We start from the raw sequence: 22,638 nt of genomic DNA, 5'->3' as shown, positions 1-22,638 counted from the left end.
GTCGCCGCCACTTTGGTTTAGCGTGACGGCATTGACGGCCGACAAGCTTTAATAAAAAAAACACACTCGATTTCAGGAATACACCATGTCCACTTTGAACCAAGCCCACTGCGAAGCCTGCCGCGCCGATGCGCCACAAGTCAGCGACGAAGAACTGCCGATCCTGATCAAGCAGATCCCTGACTGGAACATCGAAGTGCGCGACAGCATCATGCAACTGGAGAAAGTTTTCCTGTTCAAGAACTTCAAGCACGCGCTGGCGTTCACCAACGCCGTCGGCGAGATCTCCGAGGCCGAAGGTCACCACCCGGGCCTGCTGACCGAGTGGGGCAAAGTCACCGTTACCTGGTGGAGCCACTCGATCAAAGGCCTGCACCGCAACGACTTCATCATGGCCGCGCGCACTGACGAAGTGGCCAAGACTGCAGAAGGACGCAAGTAATGCACTTCGACGCCATCGGCCGGGTACCCGGCGACCCGATCCTCGGCTTGATGGAGGCGTATGCGCAGGACAGCAATCCGCGCAAATTCGACTTGGGCGTTGGCGTCTACAAGGACGCTCAGGGCCTGACACCGATCCCGGAAGCGGTGAAAATCGCCGAAGCGCGGCTGGTCGAAAGCCAGGACACCAAGACCTACATCGGTGGCCACGGTAATCCGTTGTTCGGCAAAGTCATCAATGAGCTGGTGCTCGGCGCCGACTCGAAGCTGATCGCCGAACAACGTGCCGGCGCCACCCAGACGCCGGGCGGCACCGGTGCCCTGCGTCTGGCGGCCGACTTCATCGCCCAGTGCCTGCCGGGCAAAGGCGTGTGGCTGAGCAACCCGACCTGGCCGATCCACGAAACCATTTTCGCCGCGGCCGGGGTCAAGGTCAGTCACTACCCGTACGTGGGCAGTGACAACCGCCTCGACGTCGACGCCATGCTCGCGGTGCTCAACCAAGTACCGAAAGGTGATGTGGTGCTGCTGCACGCGTGCTGCCACAACCCGACCGGCTTTGACTTGAGCCATGACGACTGGCAGCGCGTGCTCGATGTGGTGCGCGCGCGCAATCTGCTGCCGCTGATCGACTTTGCGTACCAGGGCTTCGGCGATGGCCTGGAGCAAGATGCGTGGTCGACCCGTTTGTTCGCGGCGCAAGTGCCCGAGCTGCTGATCACCAGTTCCTGCTCGAAGAACTTCGGTCTGTACCGCGACCGCACTGGTGCGCTGATCGTCTGCGCGAAAAGCGCTGACAAGCTCATCGACATCCGCAGCCAACTGGCCAACATCGCCCGCAACCTGTGGTCGACGCCGCCGGATCACGGTGCTGCGGTGGTCGCGACCATCCTCGCCGACCCGGAGCTGAAAGCCCGCTGGGCCGATGAAGTGGAAGCCATGCGTCTGCGCATTGCGCAACTGCGCAGCGGCCTGGTTGAAGCGCTGGAGCCACACGGCTTGCGTGAACGCTTTGCGCACATTGGCGTGCAACGCGGGATGTTCTCCTACACAGGGCTGTCGCCGGAGCAAGTGAAACAACTGCGCGAGCATCACAGCGTGTACATGGTCAGCTCGGGCCGGGCTAACGTTGCCGGTATCGACGCTACGCGCCTCGCGCTGCTGGCCGACGCCATCGCCTGCGTCTGCAAATAGTTACTGCAACATAAAACCCTGTGGGAGCGAGCCTGCTCGCGCAAGCGGCGTGTCATTCAACGAAAATGTTGCCTGACACACTGCCTTCGTGAGCAGGCTCGCTCCCACATTTTGTTTGTGGTGACCTTTGGGTTTTGCCCTCCCCTGCGGCCATCTGTCGCATTAATTTGAATTAAAAGTCTGATTGTCATTTTTACTGCTGTATCCTGCGCAGGCTTTCAAGAAGCGCGGATCTACCAGATCTATCAACAGACTTAGCGAGGAGCGCAACCATGCACGAGATTCCTAATCTCCCCTTCCCAAGCCTGCACGTACCTGAGCAGACGACCACGCAACAAGCCGGCGCGGGGCAGCCCGAACCGCAAGAAGCCGTTGAGAGCCGCCCGGCCGACAACGAAGAGTAAGACCCGTCGTACAGACCGTGTGGAAAGCGCTAACATGCGCTTTCCACACTGCCTGAACCCCGAGCCCGCCATGACCGACGAATTCTCCGAAAGCCAAGCTGCCGTCCTGATCGGCGCGACCGAGAAAATGATCGCGATCTGGAACCGTCTCTCGCCCGAGAAACAAGCCGCCCTGCTCGCACGTTTCGGCAGCGAAGAAAATGCCCTGGCGGCGCTGGTCACCACACAACTGGTTGCCCCGGCCAAATCCTGAAACGCTCACCCGGCAAATAGTTTTACTTTTCCCGCCCCAGATCCGTCCGCGCCGGTATCATAAGCAGCCTATCTAATCTGCCGCTCCCGTGGATCGTTCCCCATGTCGTCCTCTATGCCAGAACCCCAGCGCCCCCTGGCGGTCACGCTGCAAGTTGTTTCCATCGTCCTCTTCACCTTTATCGGTTACCTGAACATCGGCATTCCGCTCGCGGTGCTGCCCGGTTATGTCCACAGCGACTTGGGCTTTGGTGCGGTGATTGCCGGTCTGGTGATCAGCGTGCAATACCTCGCCACCCTGCTCAGCCGCCCGTATGCCGGCAAGATCATCGACAACCAGGGCAGCAAACGCGCGGTGATGATTGGCCTTGCCGGGTGTGGCTTGAGCGGGGTGTTCATGCTGATTTCGGCGTGGACACCGAGCATGCCGATGTTCAGTTTGATCAGTCTGTTGATCGGCCGTCTGGTACTGGGCAGCGCGGAAAGCCTTGTCGGCTCCGGTTCGATCGGCTGGGGCATTGGCCGGGTCGGCGCAGCAAACACCGCCAAGGTGATTTCCTGGAACGGCATCGCCAGTTACGGCGCACTGGCGGTCGGCGCCCCGTTCGGCGTGTGGCTGGTCGGCCAGTTGGGGTTGTGGAGCATGGGCGTCAGCATCATCCTGCTCGCCGCCCTGGGCCTGTTGCTCGCCTGGCCAAAAACGCCGGCACCGATTGTCGCCGGCGAACGCCTGCCGTTCATGCATGTGCTTGGCAAAGTGTTTCCCCACGGTTGCGGTCTGGCGCTGGGCTCGATCGGCTTCGGCACCATTGCCACCTTCATCACCCTGTATTACGCGACCCAGCATTGGGACAACGCCGTACTGTGCCTGAGCCTGTTCGGCGCCAGCTTCATCGGTGCGCGATTGCTGTTCGGCAACCTGATCAACCGCCTCGGCGGCTTTCGCGTGGCGATTGCCTGCCTGTCGGTGGAAACCCTCGGTCTGCTGCTGTTGTGGCTCGCGCCCGACGCGCACTGGGCGCTGGCAGGTGCGGCATTGAGCGGTTTCGGTTTCTCGCTGGTATTCCCGGCGCTGGGCGTGGAAGCGGTGAATCTGGTGCCGGCCTCCAGTCGCGGCGCAGCCGTTGGGGCTTACTCGCTGTTCATCGACTTGTCGCTGGGGATCACCGGACCGCTGGCCGGGGCGATTGCGGCAGGCTTCGGTTTTGCTTCGATCTTCCTCTTCGCCGCCCTCGCCTCGCTAAGCGGATTGGCACTGAGCGTGTATCTGTACAAGCACACCGCCAAGTATCGCGAAGACTAGAAATCCACTTTGCCGCGCCCGGCCTTGATACTGCCGCGCTTGGTTTTCGATTCGAGTCGGCGCTTCTTCGAGCCGAGGGTCGGTTTGGTCGGACGGCGTTTCTTTTCGACTTTGGTGGCGCTGAGAATCAACTCGACCAGACGCTCCAGCGCATCGGCGCGGTTGGCTTCCTGCGTGCGATATTGCTGGGCTTTGATGATCAACACGCCGTCGCTGGTGATGCGACTGTCGCGCAGCGCCAGCAGCCGCTCCTTATAGAACTCGGGCAACGACGAGGCCGGTATGTCGAAGCGCAGGTGCATGGCGCTGGAGACCTTGTTGACGTTCTGCCCACCGGCGCCTTGCGCGCGAATGGCGGTCAGTTCGATCTCGGCATCGGGAAGATGCACGTTGTTGGAAATCACCAGCATGGAAAAGCGTCCGTAATCAGAATGCGCAGGATACCGCGAAACAGACCTCGAACCTGCTGAAGATCCACCCTAGGCCTTCGCTTGTTCGGAGCCGCCCAACTGCGCAACTTCTTGCGCACTTTGAGGCGGTTTCCCCAGTAAAAATCGATTTATCCCGCAGTCATCCGGCGCAAACCCTTGCTGCGTAATGGCCATATAGTGGCTGGCACGGATTTTGATATCTAATCGGCACTAACGCCTGCTGAACGCAGGCAGGAAAGACAGGGTAGGTCGCCGAGCCAGCCACCCTCGGTCAAAGGAATGACGCAATGAAAGACGCAATTCGCTTGGGCGACTCCACCACTCACGGTGGCAAAGTCCTCGAAGCCTTCTCCCGCACCGACCTCAACGGCAAACCGATTGCCGGGGTCGGTCACAAGGTCAGTTGCCCGCTGTGCAAAGGGGTTTTCCCGATTGCCGAAGGCAGCAGCACCTACACCGTTGATGGCACCCCCATCGCACTGGACGGCATGAAAACCGCCTGCGGCGCCGCGCTGATCGCCAGTGGCCCGAAAGGCGCTGTCGTCAGCTAATCCCGTTTTTTCACTTTGATGCGTACCTCTGAGAGGCGGCTTGTTGTCGCGCGCTCGTTGAGGTCTTCAACTTTTTGTCCTCAAAGCCCGGCCATTGTTGCGGGTGAGATGCCGTGATGACCACTGAAACTGCCGTCGCAACACGTGAGCCCCAAGCCGCCATCGTTCCACTCAATGCCATCGACGTTCAGGACGTCGCCAGCAGTGCGGCGGCTTTCGATGCCTGGCTGCAATGCGCCACCGATGGCGTGGTCACGCTTGACCGGATCAAGAACTACGCCGGTTTCTTGCCGGTGGTCGGCAACATCATGGCTTTGGTCGATGCGCTGAGTGACATCGTCACCCTGTCGGATGCCAAACAACGCGACTTGCTCGCGTGGGCCAGCCTCGGTATCAACCTGATTGGCGTATTGCCTTTGCCACCGTCGATGGCAGCGGCGCGCATGACCCTGCGCCCGACGCTGTTTCTGGTGCGGCAGGAGATGAGGGCCAGCAGCAAGTTGCTGCTCAGCACTTCCGTCATCGAGGTGCTGGTCGGTCACCTGAACGCCTCGATTATCGGCACGCTGGATGATTTTGTTGAGCAAGCCAAAGGCAAGTTACCGGGCATTTTGGCGGACGCTGGCAAGCTCGGTGAACAAATCATCAATGAGATTGCCACCGGTATCGAAACAACGGCCCTTGGCCGGCTGGATGCCAAGGGTGATCTGGAGGAAGCCAGCGCAAGAGCAAGCGTCGGGCGCGGCCAACTGCTCAACGACCCCCTCGCGACGGCCGACAATTTCTTAGCGGCTGCCAACAGTGCCTTGAAAGCGGCAGGCAAAGGGATGGTCAACAGCGTCGCGCAGAACCTGCTGCCGAACGATCTCCAGAAACAGATCACCACCGAGACCGGCAAACTGCGCGCAATGGGCCCGGAACTGCGCACGCAGTTGAGCAAGCTCGACGATAAAAATGTGCAGAACTCCATCGGCTGGCTGCTGCAGATCCTCTCCAGTGCCGTGACCCTGTGGCGCAAGCGCAATGCCCATGGCCAGAACGCCGCGGTCCATACCGAGAAGACCGGTAAGGCCACCCACACGGCTGCGGAGGGCGAACTGGGTGTTAACAACAAGCAAGTCCCAGCGAAAAGCGCGCCCAATCCGGAGAAAGGTCCCTGTAAATGCGCCACTGAATTCAGCATCAACTTTGCCCTGGGTTCAGAAAGCCTCAGCCATACCGATTTCAGCCTGCCCGGCCCCTTCCCGATCGAATGGACGCGCACCTACAACTCACGCCTCGACGCCTACGATCAGAGCGAACTCGGCGCTCGCTGGATCAGTGAATTCACCACACGTTTTGACTGCGTGGACGATGGTCTGACGTTCTACGGCGCCGACGGCCGCGACCACAGCTACCCACTGCCTAAAGTCGGCCTGTTCCACTACGACGCCATCGAAAACATCACCCTGGTCCGCAACAGCGAAGACCAGTTGTTGCTGTGCCGTGGTTTCGAGCGCAAGGAAACCTACGTCCGCCGTGGCCAGCGCTATGTGCTGAGCAACATTTCGATGCGCAACGGCGCCGGGATCATGCTGCATTACGAGCACCGTCACGGCGAACACTCCCTGCTCTCGGACCTGATCACCTATCAGGAAAACGACTTCACCAAAGTCCATTTGCACCTCGGCACGATGATCGACGAGCACGGCCGGTTTATCGGCCTTTGGCAGATCGTTGACGGCGAACCGCTGCGCCAGCTCTGCGCCTATCAGTACGACGCCTATGGCGACCTGATTCAGGCACAGGACGAGAACGGCGCCGTCTGGTCGTATCAGTTCGAGCATCACCTGATCACCCGCTACACCGACCGCACCGGGCGCGGCATGAACCTGCAGTGGGACGGTTCAAGCGCCAAGGCCAAAGCCGTGCGCGAATGGGCCGATGACGGCAGCTTCGACACGCGTCTGGAGTGGGACGAAAACATCCGTCTGACCTACGTCACTGACGCGCTCGGCAACGAGACCTGGCACTACTACGACATCCTTGGCTACACCTACCGCATCCGTTACGCCGACGAGCGTTCGGAGTGGTTCTTCCGCGACGAGGCGAAGAACATCGTGCGCCGTGTGAATGCCGACGGCAGCACCGATCGCTACAGCTACGATGAACGCAGCAACCTGCTCGAACACATCCGCGCCGATCACACGGTGATGCATCACGCCTACGACGATCAGGACCTGCTGATCAAGATCAGCGATGCCGAGGGCGGACAATGGCAGCGCGCCTATGACGACCAAGGCAACCTGGTCGAAGCGCTCGATCCGCTCGGCAACAAAACCGAATACGCCTACAACAAATCCGGCCAGCCCACCGCGATCAAGGACGCCAACGGCAACGAAAAGACGTTGGACTACAACGACGCCGGGCAACTGGTGGAGTACGTCGATTGCTCGGGCAAAACCAGCGCCTGGGAGTACAACGAATTCGGGCAAATGGTCTGCTTCACCGACGCTGCCGGGAACGCCACCGAATACGAATACAAGGCCGGCCAATTGGTGTTGATCAAGCACCCGGACAAGACCGAAGAGCGTTTCGAGCGAGACGCCGAAGGTCGGCTGCTGGCGCACGTCGACGCTCTCGATCGTTGCACCACGTGGAGCTACAGCGCTGCCGGTTTGATCGCCGAACGTGTCGATGCCGCCGAGCAAACCCTGCGCTATCGCTGGGACCGTCTCGGACGGTTAACAGCGCTGGAAAACGAAAACGAACAACGCGCGCACTTCCACTACGACCCGGTCGGACGCCTGCTCGAAGAGCGCGGTTTCGATGGGCGCAGCACGCGTTATCAGTACGACCCGCTCACCGGTCGCCTCGCGCAATCGATCAATGGCCAACGCGTCATCTCGTTGAGCTTCGACCCGATGGGCCGCTTGACCGAGCGTCGCGCCACCCTGGGCGAGCAGTCGCAAAGCGAAACCTTTGCCTATGACGGCAACGGCAACCTGGTGCTGGCCGACAACGCCGACAGCCGCCTGCAATGGTTCCATGACCCGGCCGGCAACCTGCTGCGCGAACACCAGCATTACCTCGGTCTGGAAAAACCTACGGTCGCAATCTGGCAGCACGAGTACGACGTGCTCAATCAGCGTGTTGCTACCGTGCGCCCGGACGGCCACCGCGTCAGTTGGCTGACGTACGGCAGCGGTCACCTGCTGGGCCTGCGCCTCGATGAGCACGAACTGATCGGCTACGAACGCGACGACCTGCACCGCGAAGTCGCCCGCCATCAAGGCAACCACCTGCTGCAAACCCAGAGCTGGGACCCGGCCGGTCGTTTGCAGGAACAGTTGCTGGGACGCAGCGACGACAAATCCACCCTGCTCAAACGCGAGTACAGCTACGACGCTGCCGGCCAACTGACCGACATCAACGACAGCCGCCGCGGCCCGCTCGCCTATCGCTACGATCCTGTCGGTCGTCTGCTCAGCGCCACCACACGTCAAGGCGTGGAAACCTTCGCCTTCGACCCAGCCGGCAACCTGCTCGACGACAAGGCGACAGAGATTCGCCGCCCACTGGACCTGACTCCACCGCGCAGCAAACTGGTCGACAACCTGCTGCGCGAATACGCCGGCACCCACTACGACTACGACGAACGCGGCAACCAGATCCAGCGCTGGCACAACGGCCAACGCAGCGATCTGCGTTGGGACCTGTTTGATCGACTGGTGCATTTCGAAGACCCGCGCCTCAGCGTTGATTTCGCCTACGACGCACTGGGACGCCGCCTGCACAAAAACTCGCGCGCGCACTACAAACAGCGTCCTGAAGCAGGCTCTCTCTGGAACAGAAACGAACACGCCCGCAAACAACGCGAACTCGGCTGCGGCTTCACCTTGTACGGTTGGGATGGCGACAACCTCGCCTGGGAAAGCAGCCCGGCACAAAGCGATGGGGAACCGGGTCGCACGGTGCACTACGTCTTCGAACCGGGCACTTTTGTCCCTGTGGCACAGGCTGTGCGGCACGCGCCGATCGATCTGATTGGGCTGCCGGATTACAGTGGTGAATACAGCCTCGATGACGACCCGGTATGGAATCACAAGGCAACGGCTTTACCGTTTGATGCGTTGGCCTGGTATCAGTGTGATCACCTCGGCACGCCGCAGGAATTGACGGACTCGCAAGGCAACCTTGCCTGGACCGCGCAATACAAGGCGTGGGGACAGTCGACGGAACAGCGTTCGGAGTGGGCGCGGCAGCATGGCGTGAAGAACCCCATACGGTTCCAGGGGCAGTATCACGATCATGAGACGGGGCTGCATTACAATCGGTATCGGTACTACGATTCTGAGGTGGGGCGTTTCATTTCACAGGACCCGATTAGCTATGCGGGTGGGATGAACCTCTATGCTTATGCACCGAACCCGATAACATGGATAGATCCACTGGGCTTGGCGAAGTCTGGACGTTGGGAGCCTGTGGGTACAGGTCGAATTCGAATAGACCCTCCTCATGTGGAGAACACAAATCAACAGGCTCATGCTCACTGCCAATGTAAATCAAGAAAGGCAGAGGTTGTTGTTAACCAAGATGGATCTCAGAGTCATGGCACTCGTGGCAACGTGTCCGATTTGACTCGCAAAGAAAAGGATTACCTTCGAGCTCAGGGGTTTAAACTATGAAAAAACTAAAAAACTTTACTGCTTATGGAACTCCTTTCGGAACTGATAAAAACATCAAGCTGGATGAAATCTCACTTCTCGCAGATCCGGAAACGATAAAAAACCTGGGATTATTTTTGATCAATGCTTCTTACGAAATGGAGATCAACGAGTTAGAGCACATCCATCTACAAGACGTGCTCGGAAACTTTTCGCACAAGAAACATGTTGATCTCATTGCAATTAATCAAAACATTGTCAAGCCATTGAAAAAATGATCGCGCACTATCCAACTTCTGACACAGCGCAGTTGAAAAACTACAAAATTATTTGTCATCGGGCAAAATTCGATGATTTCAAAAAATCCTCTAGCAACCGCATTAGGAATATCCCTGCGGAAATTAATGACAATTTTGCACTGCTGGCGTCAGTTGATCAAAGCGGCTCCTTCGGTTTCGATAAAACTGAGAAAGGCGCTGCTGCGATTAAATCCCTGATCACCAATTGCTACTACATCGATATCAATGGAAAACTTCAGCCACCATCAAGCAAGAAACTTCACTACATGCCATTTTTTATGTTTAGGGATAAAGATGGGGAGTTCGAGCGCGCAGTGAGCGAACATAGGCGATACGAAATAGACGTCAAAAAGTATGAAATACTTTCAAGGCATCGAAGGGTGGAAAAACCTACTCCTCCCACCCTAACTATTTTTTTGCAGAGCGATGACTTTTCTATAAGCCAAGAGGCATACAATCTTTTCAAAAATGCCTGCCGATATGTCGCGATCACGAAGATTTCTGGCGAATATGGGCATGGCGCATTTGACGTTTTTTCCAGCGACTTAAATTGCTTTTTTGACGAATTTTACAGTGTTGCAGGGGAGTCCGCGGAGTGGATCATGATTGATAATCCATCTCAACTCCCAATACACTAGCTTACAAAAAGCCTTGGCCTACATATGATTTCAACTGATTTTCATAAGCTGATTGAGTTGATTATAGATGGCGTGATTAATCTCCACGCAGTCTGGCCTGGCTTATTGAATTTCTTGAATATAGTCCACCCTTGAAAAAATTAAGATAATCTCACCCCTCCTTTTCTAACGGTTTAAATGAAGAACATTAGTCATATGAGAACCAAGAATTAAAAGGGTAGCCACAATGAAAACCATCGTTGATATTGCGTCTGTTCTTGCTACCAAATCTGGTGGATTTCGCTTTGATACCTCATGCGACTCATTATGGTATCTGGCTACAGGCTACGATTACGGGTCGATTTTTGACTATTTGGGACCCATTTTCTTTCGATATAACATATATACTGTGCTTGCTGCCGAACTCGATTCAAGTAGCAGTATTGCGAAGAAACTAGACTTACATAAAAGAGCATTTGGAAAGATCGGTTTAGACGCGACAAACAAAAGAAGACACCTCGAATTAAACTTAGACATTGAGGGGAGGCATAATTTCTGCGACCTCTCAACTGCCTCCAGCATCGAAGAAATAAAAATACTTTTGACAGCCATACACAAAGGATGGAATGCATTAATATTTTTGTCAGAGATGGAATTGGATGAAAGTGATAAAAAAGAGATCCTCAGTGTAATTAGCGAAATTTATAGAGCTTCAGGTACAGACTTCTCTCAAGCCTCCTCATTAAAGTTATTTCATAAAGTGATAGCAGTACTATGTTCGAAAAAATGCATTGTCGTCATGCTAGGTGAAGATCACTCTGACACTCGAGCAATATTAATCTCTGGACCTCCCGAACAGATAGTAGAATTTTCAGAGCTTGCGAATAACTTGGTTGAAGCCGACCCCGCCCCTACTCCAACACCGTTTACTCGTGAATTTATACTTAAAACTCCTTTCGTGAGACGGCGTATGCTTTAGATATAAAGAAAATCCTAAAGCTGCATTACTCTCTTCGCGCTCCAATGGTTAATTTGACTTTCGTGCACAAGCACAAAGAATCTCTCGTAAAAAGACCAAGCTATTGAAGATCAAACAAACGAAGTCTGTCCCTGGTAGAATCGACAACTTCTCATCTAGTCATGATCCGGGGTGCCATCCACCTCAAACCAAGTACAGCCCATCAGAAATGAGGAGTAACCCAATCAGGTATGCAATCCTCACCACCTATAGGTAGTGTCTATGGAACAAGTAAGCAAGGTTTCGGAGGCCTTTCATCGTTTTGAAGATGGGTTAATTCTTTCTTTCGAATTTTTTTACCTTCCCAACGAACCCCTTGCCGCGCAAGTAATATTCCATACCAGAGATCATAGAGTTAAAGGCAACGTATGGAAGAAAGTAAAGGTGATAGTTGGGGCGGTCGAGGAATTAAGTGCAAAAGTTAAAGGCAATCAGTTTAACTCGATATGCTCTGGGGTTAGGATCTTGAAATTTGACGACGTCTGGTGTGTGGAAATTGATGGAAATTACGACATGGATGCCGACCCTACTTCACTTGCCCAGATACGCGAGGATGGAGAGCTTTACATAATTGGTCGACAGATAAAAATCCTCGAGATTGAAGACTGATTTTTATCGGTTTAGTTTTCGAAAAATCGAACCGTTGCGGAACTTCGTCCCGCGTGAGCATCCGCAACGGGACGCGCTAACCGCGATCTAGCGTTTGCACCTTTGAGCACCTGCAAGGAGAGGAAATCCTCGGGGACTAGCCTCACTCCACCTTAAGATAGCCGCTCACGGACTCACGCGCATCTGGACTCTGCACCGAACTCCATCCCTATTTCGAGTATCATCTCCCCCTTTGCCCTTAAGACCTCAATGCAGGAAGCATAACCATGACCAACAAAGCAGTTATCGTATTCAGCGGCGGGCAGGACTCCACCACGTGTTTGATCCACGCCCTGACCCACTACGATGAAGTCCACTGCATCACGTTCGACTATGGTCAGCGTCATCACGCAGAAATTGAAGTGGCGCAGCAGCTGTCGAAAAATCTCGGTGTGACCGTGCATAAAACGCTGGATGTGTCCTTGCTCAATGAACTGGCCATCAGCAGCCTGACCCGCGATAACATTCCGGTCCCGACCGTGAACAGTTCCGGCGAGAGCCTGCCAAGCACCTTTGTTCCGGGGCGGAACATTCTGTTTCTGACCCTGGCTTCTATCTATGCCTATCAAGTCCAGGCCAAAACGGTCATTACCGGCGTCTGTGAAACCGACTTCTCGGGCTATCCCGATTGCCGGGATGAATTCGTCAAGGCCTTGAATAAAGCCCTTGAATTAGGCATGGATTACAAGCTGCAACTGGATACGCCATTGATGTGGCTGAACAAGGCAGAAACCTGGGCCTTGGCTGATTACCACCATCAACTGGATCTGGTTCGTGAAGAAACACTAACTTGCTACAACGGCATCAAAGGTACTGGATGTTCCGATTGCGATGCCTGTAATCTTCGTGCCAAAGGCTTGAATGAGTTTCTGAACAATAAAGTGCAGGTGACTCAACGCTTGAAAGAGAAACTTGGCTTAAAGTAATACTGCAACAACAAGCGCTCACTCAAGCATGCTGAGTGAGCGCCCTCCTCTGCTTACTGCGTCTGCGCACCCGTCAGGTATTTCTTGAACAAAGACCTTGCCCCGTAGGCCGGCAAGATATTAAAGAAGGCAAAACCCACCTTGATTGCGATCTGAACGTAGATCATGCCCAATATCGCGCTGTTTTCCATCGTCCCGTAGAAAGCGATGTAGCAGAACAGAAAACTGTCGATGATCACGGCAAACAATGTGCTTAAAAACACTCGCAAGAACAGAAACCTGGAATTTGTGAGCTCTTTAATCTTGCACAACAGGTACGAGTTTATGTTCTCGGAAACCAGAAACGATATAGAAGACGCTACCAGAACTGCTGACAACTGACTGATAACATCATTATAAGCCCCATCGAGTTTCCAGCCTGGCAGTCCCGGCAAATGGGTAGTGATCGCCAGCAGAATGATAATCGCGGCATTGCTGATGAACGCGAACAGGATCGCTTTTCGCGCAAGTCTCAGACCGAACGTTTCGTTGAGCAAGTCGACGATCAGAAACGTCAGCGGATAGAGGAATGTACCCGGTGTCACGACAATATCGAAATACTCCAGATAGATCGGTTTTGTCGCAGCAATACTGGTGAAAATGTAAAGCGTGAACAACATCAGGTTCAGGATGATGTAGATCATCCAGGAACCCTCATGCCGGTCATTGATTTCGTAAGCGGTGAGTGCGCCGCCCTGGGAGTAAAACTTCTTGTAGAGGTTTTTCACTTCGATTTTATTCAGATTATCCATAATCTCACTATTCAACACTTCACTTAGCTTTATTTTAATTATTTTGCCTGTCGCGATAACCATGATGACGGCCAGGCTTTTTCCATTTTCAAATCCCAGCAACTTGTACTTGCTGTTTTCAACGTCAACACTGCAATCCATTAAATCGTTCCTCGATTACATCTCCGATCACGCATACACGATCCGTATCAAAGCTGCCTTCATGGCTTATAGATAACTTCGCTGTGACTTTGTCATACACCAGCTTTTCCCTGTCGCTGGTCGATGCTCCTTTCTGCACGATCAACAGATCGCCGGGTTCATTCATGCCAGTGATTTCATTTTCCAGAAGCACGCCAATCAGGTTAAAGGACGTGCCAAAATAATAAGTCAATGGATAAATCGTGGCCAACTCGCCAATTCTTTTGTCCAGACTTTGCAGCAGCATACTTTCCTTAATCACCGGAACCGCCGCCGGATTCATATTCCCCTGTGGCGAAATACTGCTTTCGATGATTTCCTTTTCTTCAAAATCAATCGTCTCTATTTCCTCGTAAGACACGCCGAAGAAATCAGAAATCTTGCGCACAGTGGACTGTTGTACATTGACCACCTTGCCTTCAAGAATGTTATAGATGGTCGTGCGGGTCAAACCACTGGAGTGGCACAGGGACAACTGAGTTTCCCCGCGACTCTTGATCAGGTATTTGATGTTGTTCTTCAGATTCTCCGATCTTTCTCTTCTGTGCATCACATGCTTACCATCCGTTGTTAACTGCAATCAATGCCACGCCCCGAATGATCATTCCGGACATACACAAGTGAGGTAGGAAATTGCAGTTATATCCCTGTCAGTGCCGCGCAGGATCATAGCATTCTCCCTCCTTGGATTCGGTATAAAAAGTCAGCTTTCACAGGCTGCTTCCGCCAACGTGCGGGGTCATTTCAGCCTCAGTACTGACTCTTCAGTTCCTGTCGACTTCCACCCCAGGCTTGAAAATCGCCCCCGGGCAATGCCTGTTTTACACCCGCCGCGACTACAAAAAGAATCATTTTCTTTGAAAAATGTTCATTTTTTTGATTAATTCTGTGGCGTTCCTCACTGAAAAATCTATGATGCGTCAATCCGGCGTCTCATTCTCGAGAGTGAAAAAACGAAAAACCGGGGGGGGGGCTGTACAGGGTTTAGTTTTGCACGCACAGCGGTCAAAACACGGATTCGCCTGTACAGATCTGGCAAGCAAGGACATGCGCAAATCACGCAAAACCAGGGAAGGAATCAAGCAATGGCAGTCATTACTGAACCGCTCAAGAACCAGGCTGACTTGCTGCGACGCGGCCTGGCGGACCTCCGCGCAGAAGACGCCGAACTGGCGGCCATTCTCGACGCTGAAGTCACGCGTCAACAGCACACGCTTTCACTGGTTTCCTCCTCCTGCGCAGTCCAGCCGCGAACCTTGGCGGCCTCCGCTTCCGTGCTGGTCAACGTGACCGCTGAAGGCATGTCCGGCAAACGTCACAGCGCTGGGTGCGAGAATGTCGAGCTGGTCGAATCGCTCGCCATCTGCCGGGCGCGGCAACTGTTCGGCGCGCAATATGCCAATGTACAGCCACACTCAGCGTCGAACGCCGTTTACCAGGTGCTCACGTCCCTGCTTGAGCCGGGCGATACCTTGCTCGGCATGGCGGTGGAACACGGCGGTCATCTGACGCATGGCAGCCTGGCCGCGTTTTCGGGCGCCTACTACAAGGCGATCCAGTACGGTACGACATCAGACGGCCTGATCGATTACGACAAGGTACGCCTGCTCGCTCTCGCTCATCGCCCACGCGTCATCCTCTGCGGCGCCACCGCCTATTCGCGCGTCGTGGACTTCAAGCGGTTTCGTGAAATTGCCGATGAAGCCGGGGCCATCCTGCTCGCCGACATTTCGCATATCGCCGGGCTCGTCGCCACCGGACGACACCCAAGTCCGATCGACGCCGCCCACGTCACCGTCACGTGCACGCACAAGCAACTCGCCGGGCCTCGCGGTGGCGTGATTCTCAGCGGCGCTGATGCGAACACCAAGATTCCCGGTTTGCGCACCACCTTCAGCCGCCTGCTTGATCAAGCCGTTTACCCGCGAATGCAGGGTGCGCCCGCCGCCAATATGATCGCGGCGAAGGCTGCCGCGCTGGGTTATGCAATGTCCGCAGCATTCGATGCCTGCATGGCGCAGATCCGCAGCACGGCAGATGAAATGGTCAAAGCGTTTCAGGCCAAGGATTATGAGGTGGTCGGTGGCTGCAGTGAAAACCACACGGTGCTGGTTCGCTTGCGGGGTGGCATCACGGGGGCTATCGGGGAGGCGGCGCTGGGACACTGCGGGATCATCGTCAACAAACATCGCGTACCCGACGATCCCCGTTCGGCACTGGTTACCAGCGGGCTGCGTATCGGCACCGCTGCTCTGGCGCAACGCCGGGTCGATGTCCACGGCAGCCGCCAGATCGTCGATTTGATCGTGCGGATTCTGAATACAGTGGCGCCGCTCGGTGATCAGGATTACACACTGGAACCCCTGCTCCTCGCGCAGTTTCGCTCAGAGGTCGAAACCCTGTGCAGGGACTATCCTCTCACCGACTATCAATAGCGCTCCAACATTTGCGCCCATAAAAAAACCCGGCACTCAGGCCGGGTTTTGTGTTTCTGCGTCAGCGCTTACTTGGCAGCACCTGCCGCGTGCACGGCCTGCTGCGCACCGCGCTTGTTCTTGATCACGTAGCAGACCCACATGAACACGACCCACACCGGAATCGCATACACCGAGATCTGAATGCCGGGGATCAGCAGCATCACGCCAAGGATGAACGCAACGAACGCCAGGCAGATGTAGTTGCCGTACGGATACCACAGCGCCTTGAACAGCGGCGTCTGCTGGGTCTTGTTCATGTGCTGACGGAACTTGAAGTGCGAGAAGCTGATCATCGCCCAGTTGATCACCAGCGTCGCAACCACCAGCGACATCAGCAGTTCCAACGCGTGTTGCGGGATCAGGTAGTTAAGCAGCACAGCAACCAGCGTCACTGCCGCCGAAGCCAGAATCGAACGCACCGGCACGCCGCGCTTGTCGATCTTCGCCAGACCTTTCGGCGCATCACCCTGCTCGGCCATGCCCAGCAACATGCGGCTGTTGCAGTAGGTGCCGCTGTTGTACACCGACAACGCGGCAGTCAGCACCACGAAGTTGAGGATGTGCGCGGCGGTGTTGCTGCCGAGCATCGAGAACACTTGCACGAACGGGCTGCCGCTGTACGAGTCGCCGGACGCGTTGAGGGTTGCCAGCAGGCTGTCCCATGGGGTTAGCGACAGCAGGATCACCAGTGCGCCAATGTAGAAAATCAGGATCCGGTAGATCACCTGATTGATCGCTTTCGGGATCACGGTTTTCGGTTTGTCGGCTTCAGCTGCGGTGAAACCGAGCATTTCCAGACCACCGAAGGAGAACATGATGATCGCCATGGCCATCACCAGACCGCTCACCCCGTTCGGGAAGAAACCACCGTGCGACCACAGGTTGCTCACCGAGGCTTGCGGTCCGCCGTTGCCGCTGACCAGCAAATAGCTACCGAGCGCAATCATGCCGACGATCGCCACGACCTTGATGATCGCGAACCAGAACTCGGCTTCACCGAAGACTTTGACGTTGGCCAGGTTGATCGCGTTGATCAGCACGAAGAAGGCTGCCGCAGAGACCCAGGTCGGAATGTCCGGCGCCCAGTAGTGGATGTATTTGCCGACCGCGGTCAGCTCCGACATGCCCACCAGAATGTACAGAATCCAGCAGTTCCAGCCCGACAGGAAACCGGCAAAGCCGCCCCAGTACTTGTGCGCGAAATGGCTGAAGGAACCGGCCACCGGCTCTTCGACGATCATCTCGCCGAGCTGGCGCATGATCATGAAGGCGATGAAGCCGCAGATGGCGTAGCCGAGGATCATCGACGGGCCGGCGGATTTCAGTACCCCGGCCGAGCCGAGGAACAATCCGGTACCGATCGCGCCACCAAGGGCGATCAGTTGAATGTGGCGATTTTTCAGGCCGCGTTTCAGCTCGCCTGATTGCGAGGGTTGTCCACTCATGAAAAAGGTCTCACGCAAGGTTTGATGATGTTCAGTAGACGTTGCTGCAAGGTTGCGATTTCAAGCAGCCCCGATCAAACCCCAGCGCAGGCACCAGGAGTTCAGCTTATTTACAACGGTCATGCGTCACCTGTTTGTTTTTATCTGTGACGAAATCGAACCCGAAACGCTTGTGGCGCCACGGAGTGAACAAGGCGGATAGCCTTGATATTTGCGCGATTACGCAGAGGGTCACAGTTAAAACGCGGCGCATTGTACACCGCTAACCCCCTGCTGCCAGACCCCGCTGGATCAGCGTGATGGTTGCCGGGATTGCGTGTGTCCGCCTCGAGACACTCGAGCGGCTGCAAAATTTGAGACAGGCCTTTGCAGGCCATCGGCGTGGACGAGGAAAAAACCGTCCCACGGAGAGAGGTGGAGATCAGTCACGGCGTTCATTGCGCCTCCTTCTTGTTATGCACCTGCACGACAGGCATGGGGCGCATCTCACCCTGCAAACGCCGCTGAAACAAGCGCGCCAGAGCCTTGCGCAGCGCCCGGCTGAGCAGGCTTCGGCAGCTTTTCCTTACAGCCTCCATGGAGGGTTGGATTCATTCGGCTTTTCCGGCTTTTTCGTAAACATTTCTTTACGCCGCGTAACGCAGAGTTTCCATTTCAGAAATTTCTGTCAGACGTCTGCAAATTGACGGTAGCAAGCTTGCTAATGAAACTCGCGGCTTAGTTTTTTGTTTTCAAATAAGAAAACTGCCGCCGAAAAACAGAATAAAAAGTCTATTTAAAAATTAAATGAATAATTTTTTGCATTACAAAAAACCCTGAACTAGGTTCTTCACGTCTCGCCGGCCACCTCGACCGGCCAGTCACAACCGTGAAAGTCATCTAGGAGATCGACCATGCAAGCACTGGAAAAAGACTTGGATACCGAACTGCAACTGGACGAATGGTTTGAAGCACCGACCCACGAGGCGGCTGTGGAAATGATGCAAGCCGACGCGGTAGTTCCGTTCGGCACGGCGATGTGGCCTTTGTAAGACATCCCCGGGCAGGCACGATCCGGCCGGTCGTGTCTGTCGCTTTCTTCACGGTCAGTCAGGGAGGACTCATGGATAAGCCCCGCGCGATTTCGCATTTCCTTTACTACCTCGAACACCACCCTGCCCTTGCCGGTCTCGACTCGGCGAAGGTATTGCTCGGCCACACGGCTGATTATGAAGCGCTGACCGGCGCCATCGCCGAACAGGCTGGCGATCATCCACGCTTCACGTTCAGCGCCCGCCGTCTGGACCTGGAAAGCACCGCAACGCTGACCTCGGCAATCACCGACAGCGATCTGTACATTTTCTTCTACGACTCTTCCACCCTGCCCAATCCGCGCCCCGACGGCCCGGAATTTGTCCGCGCACTGCAAGCGGTCATGGCGGAAAACTGGAAGAAGTCGCTGCTGTTCAAGGATTACGGCGATTATTTCTACGACACCTTCAGCGTCACCCCGCAGCGGATTGCCGGGCTCAACAGTCACTTGATCCAGCGCATGTCCCAGGCGACCACGCTGAGTTTCAAGGACGACGACGGCTCATGGTTTGAAACGCCGCTGAGCAGCATCAAGAAGTGGACCGACATCAACGGTGTCGGCAATTTCGACCTCGCCCCCGGCGAAATCGCCACGCACAGCGAGGCCATCAACGGCCATGTGAAATTCAAGGGCACGTTCCTCAGCACCATTCCGTTTGCGCGCAAATACGGCGTGCTGGAATCGCCGCTGGAACTGTGGATCGAGAACTCGACCATCCGCCGCATCGCCACGGAGGTACCGGGGCTGGAGCATGATTTCAACAAGTACCTGGATGCGAATCCATCGAATCGGCGGATTGAAGAGTTGGGGATTGGCACCAATGAAGGCGTGAAGGATTTGTATGCGCGCAATGCCGGGTTTGAAGAGCGCCATTGTGGGTTGCACCTTGGGCTAGGCGGTGGCGCGAAAGGCAGTCATCACCTGGACCTGATTTTCTCGGGCGGTGTTTTAGCGCTGGATGACAAGCCAGTGTTTGATGGACGGTTTGTGTTCTAGCCTGGGATTTTCTTTATTGAGGCTACCGGCCCTTTCGCGAGCAAGCTCGCTCCCACAGGGGATTTGTATACAACACAGCTCCAATGTGGGAGCGAGCTTGCTCGCGAAGAGGCCCGGTCAGGCGCTACATACCTTTCATCAGACAAAAAAAACGCCAACCCTGAGGTTGGCGTTTTTGCTTTAGCCTGAAGCTTGCCGCTAGAAGCTCAAAGCTTCCTTATTCCGGCTTCTTGCGACCAAACCCCGGACGCTGACCGGAACCGGCCGGCGCGCCACGGCGCTTGCCCGACGGCTTGTCACCGTCAACCAGTTTGATCCCCGGACGCTTCGGCGCAGGCTTGGCCGGGCGCTTGTTGGTGGTGTCCGCTGGACGATCCGCCACAGGCGTGCCACGACCGGCAGGTGCACCGCGCTCGCCACGCTCAGTGCGACCGTTGGCCGGACGCGGAGCGCGCTCGCCGTCACGGGCCACCGGCTTGCGACCTGGACGCTCGCCTTCGATCTGCGGCTCACGGCTAGGGCGTGGGCCGGTCGGCGCGCCAGCAGCCGGACGCAGGGTGCGCACGCGCTCGGTCTTGGCCATTGGACGCGACGATTTGCGCTGCATGCGCTCGAGCTTGTCTTTGCTCTTGGCGTTCAGTTGCGGCATCGCCACTGGCGTCAGGCCGACTTCAGCACTGAGAATGTCGACTTCGTACTGGCTCATCTCGCGCCAGCGGCCCATCGGCAGGTCGGAGTTGAGGAACACCGGACCAAAACGCACGCGTTTCAGACGGCTTACCACCAGACCTTGCGATTCCCACAGACGACGAACCTCACGGTTGCGGCCTTCCATCACCACGCAGTGATACCAGTGGTTGAAGCCTTCGCCACCCGGCGCCTGCTTGATGTCGGTGAACTTGGCCGGGCCGTCTTCCAGCACCACGCCGGCCTTCAGGCGCTCGATCATTTCGTCGTCGACTTCACCGCGGACACGCACAGCGTACTCACGGTCCATCTCGTAGGACGGGTGCATCAGGCGGTTGGCCAGTTCACCGTCGGTGGTGAACATCAGCAAACCGGTGGTGTTGATGTCGAGACGACCGATGTTGATCCAGCGGCCTTCTTTCGGACGCGGCAGCTTGTCGAACACGGTCGGACGGCCTTCCGGGTCGTCACGGGTGCAGATCTCGCCATCGGGTTTGTTGTACATGATCACGCGGCGTACCGATTCGGCAGCCTCTTCGCGCTTGATCACCTTGCCATCAATGGTGATGGCGTCGTGCATGTCGACGCGCAGACCAAGGGTGGCGTCTTTGCCATTGACCTTGATCCGGCCCTGGCTGATCCAGGATTCCACGTCACGGCGCGAGCCGACGCCGATACGGGCGAGGACTTTCTGCAGTTTTTCGCCTGCTGGGCCGATTTCCTGGTCGTCTTTCTGATTGATGTCACTCATCTGGGCACCTCCCGGTGTGGTCTGTTCAAGCGCTCTGAATTGGACGCCTGAAGCATTGAAATCTGGGTTCTAGGCCGAAGGGATCGGCGAAGGGTCGCGAATCATACGCGGATGTGCGCCGTCGCGCATCAGAGACTAGCTGATCGATTGGCAGTTATTTCTTTTTCCGCCGACCGGCGCCGCCCAGTTTGATCAGGCGCAGCGCGGCTTCAGCCAGTACGGTGCGTTTGTCGTCCTTGTCGAGTTTCTTCCAGGCTTTGATTTCGCGTTTGCTGCGGCCGCAGCCGAGGCAGATGTCGTCACTGAATTTGCAGAGGCTGATGCACGGGTCTTTGGTGGAACTCATCTGATATTCCTGGCTTACGCTAAACCCTGTGGGAGCGACGGTGCGACGATTCGACTTGCTCGCGAAGGCGGCATGTCAGACGCATCATCTTTGAAAGACACTCCGCTTTCGCGAGCAAGCTCGCTCCCACAGGGGCCTCATTGTTCCCCGAGTTTCGGTCAGTCTTCGAATTCGCGGCGTTCGGCTTCGATGGCTTCGGCCAGGGCGCGGGCTTCGGCTTCTTCTTCGCTTAGCTCCGGTTCGGGCGCTGGCGACGGTTGTTCGAGGGCAGCGACGGCGGCCAACAGCTTTTCGCGGGCTTCGGCGACGCCAAGAATGTCCTCTTCCGGTTCGGCTTCTGGCTCAGCTTCAAGTTCAACTTCGATGGTTGGCTCGGCGATCTGCGGCGCAGGCTCAGTCTCGATTTCTGCTTCAGGCGTCGGTGCCTCACCATCAGCCGCGTCCCGCAGCAAATCATCAAAGTCGGTCTTGATCCCCTCCTCCATGCTGTCCAGCTCCAGCAACAACGTATGGAAACTGGTCTCTTCCTTCTCCTCCTCCGGCTCGGCGCTGGCGTCGGCCAGTTCCTGCAAGCCCTGTGGCACCGGCGCGTCGTCGAAATCGAGCACCGGGTCGGTTTCCATTTCGCGCAGTTCAGCCAGCGGCGGCAGGTCTTCGAGGTTCTTCAGGTTGAAGTGATCGAGAAACATCTTGGTGGTGGCAAACATCGCTGGTTTGCCCGGTACGTCGCGGTAGCCGACGACGCGGATCCACTCCCGTTCCAGCAAGGTTTTGACAATGTTGCTGTTCACTGCCACGCCACGCACGTCTTCAATCTCGCCACGGGTAATCGGCTGGCGATAGGCGATCAGCGCGATGGTTTCCAACAAGGCACGGGAATAACGTTGCGGGCGTTCTTCCCAGAGTCGGCCAACCCACGGCGAAAACTTCTCGCGGATCTGCAAGCGATAACCCGACGAGACTTCCTTGAGCTCGAAAGCACGGCCCTCGCAGGACTTGCCCAGCAGGGTCAGGGCTTTCTTGAAGACCGCAGGCTCGGGCCGCTCGCCTTCTTCAAACAGTTCAAACAGGCGCTCAAGGGATTGCGGTTTTCCCGAGGCCAACAGAAAGGCTTCAAGCAGGGGCGCCAGCTCGCGGGGTTCAGTCAGGTTCATGTTTCGACT

At 56.0% G+C, this 22,638-nt stretch carries 22 protein-coding genes; 15 read left to right on the top strand and 7 right to left on the bottom strand.

Annotated elements, in window-relative coordinates:
• The first annotated feature begins 85 nt into the window (after nt 1-85).
• From ACZ0A4_RS02760 to ACZ0A4_RS02740, 5 genes are all read left to right on the top strand, one after another.
• The gene (locus ACZ0A4_RS02760; RefSeq protein ID WP_003222798.1) at nt 86-442 is read left to right on the top strand and encodes a 4a-hydroxytetrahydrobiopterin dehydratase; all 357 of its coding nucleotides are present in this window, start codon (nt 86-88) and stop codon (nt 440-442) included.
• On the top strand, nt 442-1,635 hold the full coding sequence (locus ACZ0A4_RS02755; protein ID WP_463572979.1) for an amino acid aminotransferase: 1,194 nt from the start codon (nt 442-444) through the stop codon (nt 1,633-1,635). Before ACZ0A4_RS02760 ends, ACZ0A4_RS02755 begins: the two co-directional genes overlap by 1 nt.
• A gap of 272 nt (nt 1,636-1,907) precedes the next feature.
• Nucleotides 1,908-2,039 (top strand): hypothetical protein, encoded by a 132-nt coding sequence (locus ACZ0A4_RS02750; RefSeq protein ID WP_256583563.1) that lies wholly within the window; start codon nt 1,908-1,910, stop codon nt 2,037-2,039.
• Nucleotides 2,040-2,109: 70 nt separating this feature from the next.
• Entirely contained in the window at nt 2,110-2,292 is a 183-nt protein-coding gene (locus ACZ0A4_RS02745; protein ID WP_463572978.1) for a hypothetical protein, read from the top strand.
• Between the two features lie 114 nt (nt 2,293-2,406).
• Nucleotides 2,407-3,594, top strand: coding sequence for an MFS transporter (locus ACZ0A4_RS02740; RefSeq protein ID WP_186616396.1), 1,188 nt, complete (start codon nt 2,407-2,409; stop codon nt 3,592-3,594).
• On the opposite strand, the gene arfB is transcribed toward ACZ0A4_RS02740, so the two are convergent.
• Nucleotides 3,591-4,004, bottom strand: a complete 414-nt coding sequence (gene arfB / locus ACZ0A4_RS02735) for an alternative ribosome rescue aminoacyl-tRNA hydrolase ArfB (protein WP_007920134.1) — start codon at nt 4,002-4,004, stop codon at nt 3,591-3,593. The genes ACZ0A4_RS02740 and arfB overlap by 4 nt on opposite strands.
• A 308-nt stretch (nt 4,005-4,312) precedes the next feature.
• Between arfB and ACZ0A4_RS02730 the strand changes: the two genes are divergently transcribed.
• From ACZ0A4_RS02730 to queC, 7 genes are all read left to right on the top strand, one after another.
• Complete coding sequence (locus tag ACZ0A4_RS02730) at nt 4,313-4,576, top strand: PAAR domain-containing protein (RefSeq protein WP_007920142.1); 264 nt, start codon at nt 4,313-4,315, stop codon at nt 4,574-4,576.
• A gap of 116 nt (nt 4,577-4,692) precedes the next feature.
• Nucleotides 4,693-9,243 carry an RHS repeat-associated core domain-containing protein gene (locus ACZ0A4_RS02725; protein ID WP_463572977.1) on the top strand — a complete coding sequence of 1,517 codons (4,551 nt, stop codon included), beginning with the start codon at nt 4,693-4,695 and terminating at the stop codon, nt 9,241-9,243.
• Nucleotides 9,240-9,500: a hypothetical protein gene (locus tag ACZ0A4_RS02720; RefSeq protein ID WP_414893944.1), complete on the top strand. Its 261-nt coding sequence runs from the start codon at nt 9,240-9,242 to the stop codon at nt 9,498-9,500. The genes ACZ0A4_RS02725 and ACZ0A4_RS02720 overlap by 4 nt, the downstream gene beginning before the upstream one ends.
• Nucleotides 9,497-10,159, top strand: coding sequence for a hypothetical protein (locus ACZ0A4_RS02715; protein ID WP_414893945.1), 663 nt, complete (start codon nt 9,497-9,499; stop codon nt 10,157-10,159). Before ACZ0A4_RS02720 ends, ACZ0A4_RS02715 begins: the two co-directional genes overlap by 4 nt.
• Before the next feature lie 226 nt (nt 10,160-10,385).
• The gene (locus ACZ0A4_RS02710) at nt 10,386-11,117 is read left to right on the top strand and encodes a hypothetical protein (RefSeq protein ID WP_414893946.1); all 732 of its coding nucleotides are present in this window, start codon (nt 10,386-10,388) and stop codon (nt 11,115-11,117) included.
• 261 nt (nt 11,118-11,378) lie between these two features.
• Nucleotides 11,379-11,765, top strand: coding sequence for a hypothetical protein (locus ACZ0A4_RS02705; RefSeq protein WP_463572976.1), 387 nt, complete (start codon nt 11,379-11,381; stop codon nt 11,763-11,765).
• 266 nt (nt 11,766-12,031) lie between these two features.
• Nucleotides 12,032-12,730, top strand: a complete 699-nt coding sequence (gene queC, locus ACZ0A4_RS02700) for a 7-cyano-7-deazaguanine synthase QueC (RefSeq protein ID WP_463572975.1) — start codon at nt 12,032-12,034, stop codon at nt 12,728-12,730.
• A 53-nt stretch (nt 12,731-12,783) separates the two neighbouring features.
• Here queC and ACZ0A4_RS02695 read toward each other — a convergent pair whose 3' ends face one another.
• The gene (locus tag ACZ0A4_RS02695; protein WP_463572974.1) at nt 12,784-13,662 is read right to left on the bottom strand and encodes a queuosine precursor transporter; all 879 of its coding nucleotides are present in this window, start codon (nt 13,660-13,662) and stop codon (nt 12,784-12,786) included.
• Nucleotides 13,646-14,251 (bottom strand): helix-turn-helix transcriptional regulator, encoded by a 606-nt coding sequence (locus tag ACZ0A4_RS02690; protein ID WP_463572973.1) that lies wholly within the window; start codon nt 14,249-14,251, stop codon nt 13,646-13,648. Before ACZ0A4_RS02690 ends, ACZ0A4_RS02695 begins: the two co-directional genes overlap by 17 nt.
• A gap of 535 nt (nt 14,252-14,786) precedes the next feature.
• Here ACZ0A4_RS02690 and ACZ0A4_RS02685 point away from each other — a divergent pair.
• Nucleotides 14,787-16,136, top strand: a complete 1,350-nt coding sequence (locus ACZ0A4_RS02685; protein ID WP_463572972.1) for a serine hydroxymethyltransferase — start codon at nt 14,787-14,789, stop codon at nt 16,134-16,136.
• Nucleotides 16,137-16,204: 68 nt separating this feature from the next.
• On the opposite strand, the gene ACZ0A4_RS02680 is transcribed toward ACZ0A4_RS02685, so the two are convergent.
• On the bottom strand, nt 16,205-17,623 hold the full coding sequence (locus tag ACZ0A4_RS02680) for an amino acid permease (protein ID WP_016987926.1): 1,419 nt from the start codon (nt 17,621-17,623) through the stop codon (nt 16,205-16,207).
• Between the two features lie 893 nt (nt 17,624-18,516).
• Here ACZ0A4_RS02680 and ACZ0A4_RS02675 point away from each other — a divergent pair.
• Both ACZ0A4_RS02675 and ACZ0A4_RS02670 read left to right on the top strand, forming a co-directional pair.
• Nucleotides 18,517-18,654 (top strand): hypothetical protein, encoded by a 138-nt coding sequence (locus ACZ0A4_RS02675; protein ID WP_003222780.1) that lies wholly within the window; start codon nt 18,517-18,519, stop codon nt 18,652-18,654.
• Between the two features lie 71 nt (nt 18,655-18,725).
• A complete protein-coding gene (locus ACZ0A4_RS02670; protein ID WP_463572970.1) occupies nt 18,726-19,691 on the top strand; it encodes a M29 family metallopeptidase in 966 nt (321 codons plus the stop codon).
• Nucleotides 19,692-19,908: 217 nt separating this feature from the next.
• On the opposite strand, the gene rluB is transcribed toward ACZ0A4_RS02670, so the two are convergent.
• The 3 genes from rluB to scpB all read right to left on the bottom strand — a co-directional run bounded on the left by rluB (nt 19,909) and on the right by scpB (nt 22,629).
• Nucleotides 19,909-21,129 (bottom strand): 23S rRNA pseudouridine(2605) synthase RluB, encoded by a 1,221-nt coding sequence (rluB, locus tag ACZ0A4_RS02665; protein ID WP_320329906.1) that lies wholly within the window; start codon nt 21,127-21,129, stop codon nt 19,909-19,911.
• Nucleotides 21,130-21,283: 154 nt separating this feature from the next.
• On the bottom strand, nt 21,284-21,475 hold the full coding sequence (locus tag ACZ0A4_RS02660) for a DUF1289 domain-containing protein (RefSeq protein ID WP_016771121.1): 192 nt from the start codon (nt 21,473-21,475) through the stop codon (nt 21,284-21,286).
• Nucleotides 21,476-21,633: 158 nt separating this feature from the next.
• Nucleotides 21,634-22,629: an SMC-Scp complex subunit ScpB gene (gene scpB, locus ACZ0A4_RS02655; protein WP_463572969.1), complete on the bottom strand. Its 996-nt coding sequence runs from the start codon at nt 22,627-22,629 to the stop codon at nt 21,634-21,636.
• Nucleotides 22,630-22,638: the final 9 nt, after the last annotated feature.

The organism is Pseudomonas sp. AC172, assembly GCF_979258595.1.
The sequence above is the reverse complement of the archived record's forward strand: the minus strand, read 5'-3'. Positions and strand labels throughout refer to the sequence as shown.

What these genes read in the sequence shown, in the direction of transcription:
- ACZ0A4_RS02760 (WP_003222798.1), top strand. Translation starts at nt 86, where the DNA reads ATGTCCACTTTGAACCAAGCCCACTGCGAAGCCTGCCGCGCCGATGCG.
- ACZ0A4_RS02755 (WP_463572979.1), top strand. Translation starts at nt 442, where the DNA reads ATGCACTTCGACGCCATCGGCCGGGTACCCGGCGACCCGATCCTCGGC.
- ACZ0A4_RS02750 (WP_256583563.1), top strand. Translation starts at nt 1,908, where the DNA reads ATGCACGAGATTCCTAATCTCCCCTTCCCAAGCCTGCACGTACCTGAG.
- ACZ0A4_RS02745 (WP_463572978.1), top strand. Translation starts at nt 2,110, where the DNA reads ATGACCGACGAATTCTCCGAAAGCCAAGCTGCCGTCCTGATCGGCGCG.
- ACZ0A4_RS02740 (WP_186616396.1), top strand. Translation starts at nt 2,407, where the DNA reads ATGCCAGAACCCCAGCGCCCCCTGGCGGTCACGCTGCAAGTTGTTTCC.
- arfB (WP_007920134.1), bottom strand. Translation starts at nt 4,004, where the DNA reads ATGCTGGTGATTTCCAACAACGTGCATCTTCCCGATGCCGAGATCGAA.
- ACZ0A4_RS02730 (WP_007920142.1), top strand. Translation starts at nt 4,313, where the DNA reads ATGAAAGACGCAATTCGCTTGGGCGACTCCACCACTCACGGTGGCAAA.
- ACZ0A4_RS02725 (WP_463572977.1), top strand. Translation starts at nt 4,693, where the DNA reads ATGACCACTGAAACTGCCGTCGCAACACGTGAGCCCCAAGCCGCCATC.
- ACZ0A4_RS02720 (WP_414893944.1), top strand. Translation starts at nt 9,240, where the DNA reads ATGAAAAAACTAAAAAACTTTACTGCTTATGGAACTCCTTTCGGAACT.
- ACZ0A4_RS02715 (WP_414893945.1), top strand. Translation starts at nt 9,497, where the DNA reads ATGATCGCGCACTATCCAACTTCTGACACAGCGCAGTTGAAAAACTAC.
- ACZ0A4_RS02710 (WP_414893946.1), top strand. Translation starts at nt 10,386, where the DNA reads ATGAAAACCATCGTTGATATTGCGTCTGTTCTTGCTACCAAATCTGGT.
- ACZ0A4_RS02705 (WP_463572976.1), top strand. Translation starts at nt 11,379, where the DNA reads ATGGAACAAGTAAGCAAGGTTTCGGAGGCCTTTCATCGTTTTGAAGAT.
- queC (WP_463572975.1), top strand. Translation starts at nt 12,032, where the DNA reads ATGACCAACAAAGCAGTTATCGTATTCAGCGGCGGGCAGGACTCCACC.
- ACZ0A4_RS02695 (WP_463572974.1), bottom strand. Translation starts at nt 13,662, where the DNA reads ATGGATTGCAGTGTTGACGTTGAAAACAGCAAGTACAAGTTGCTGGGA.
- ACZ0A4_RS02690 (WP_463572973.1), bottom strand. Translation starts at nt 14,251, where the DNA reads ATGCACAGAAGAGAAAGATCGGAGAATCTGAAGAACAACATCAAATAC.
- ACZ0A4_RS02685 (WP_463572972.1), top strand. Translation starts at nt 14,787, where the DNA reads ATGGCAGTCATTACTGAACCGCTCAAGAACCAGGCTGACTTGCTGCGA.
- ACZ0A4_RS02680 (WP_016987926.1), bottom strand. Translation starts at nt 17,623, where the DNA reads ATGAGTGGACAACCCTCGCAATCAGGCGAGCTGAAACGCGGCCTGAAA.
- ACZ0A4_RS02675 (WP_003222780.1), top strand. Translation starts at nt 18,517, where the DNA reads ATGCAAGCACTGGAAAAAGACTTGGATACCGAACTGCAACTGGACGAA.
- ACZ0A4_RS02670 (WP_463572970.1), top strand. Translation starts at nt 18,726, where the DNA reads ATGGATAAGCCCCGCGCGATTTCGCATTTCCTTTACTACCTCGAACAC.
- rluB (WP_320329906.1), bottom strand. Translation starts at nt 21,129, where the DNA reads ATGAGTGACATCAATCAGAAAGACGACCAGGAAATCGGCCCAGCAGGC.
- ACZ0A4_RS02660 (WP_016771121.1), bottom strand. Translation starts at nt 21,475, where the DNA reads ATGAGTTCCACCAAAGACCCGTGCATCAGCCTCTGCAAATTCAGTGAC.
- scpB (WP_463572969.1), bottom strand. Translation starts at nt 22,629, where the DNA reads ATGAACCTGACTGAACCCCGCGAGCTGGCGCCCCTGCTTGAAGCCTTT.